At 76.3% G+C, this 228-nt stretch carries 1 protein-coding gene; it reads right to left on the bottom strand.

Features of this window, described 5'->3' with window-relative positions:
- Positions 1-228, bottom strand: a 228-nt coding sequence (locus KVS67_RS13885) for a hypothetical protein (protein WP_217565627.1), incomplete at both ends; no start/stop codon positions are given.

Raw genomic sequence — 228 nt, 5'->3', positions numbered from 1 at the left:
GCAGGACCTGGGCGGCGCCGGCGGCGTGCCGGATACGGGCGGTGTTGACGGCCTCGTCAACGGCCAGCCCCTGGAGCAACAGCTCGAGCGCCGGGCGGGCCGCTCGCCCGATCTTCACGGCGCGCGCCTCCACGTCGAACAGCGCCAGGCCCGACAGCGGCACGTCGGGGTTCGTGGTCCCGTGAACGGCCTGGAAGCGCCCGGCCGTCCCAGCGCCGCCGTCGAGGG

It is taken from the genome of Micrococcus sp. GbtcB5 (genome assembly GCF_019091605.1).
In the GTDB taxonomy this organism is placed as follows: domain Bacteria; phylum Actinomycetota; class Actinomycetes; order Actinomycetales; family Micrococcaceae; genus Micrococcus; species Micrococcus luteus.
The sequence above is the reverse complement of the archived record's forward strand: the minus strand, read 5'-3'. Positions and strand labels throughout refer to the sequence as shown.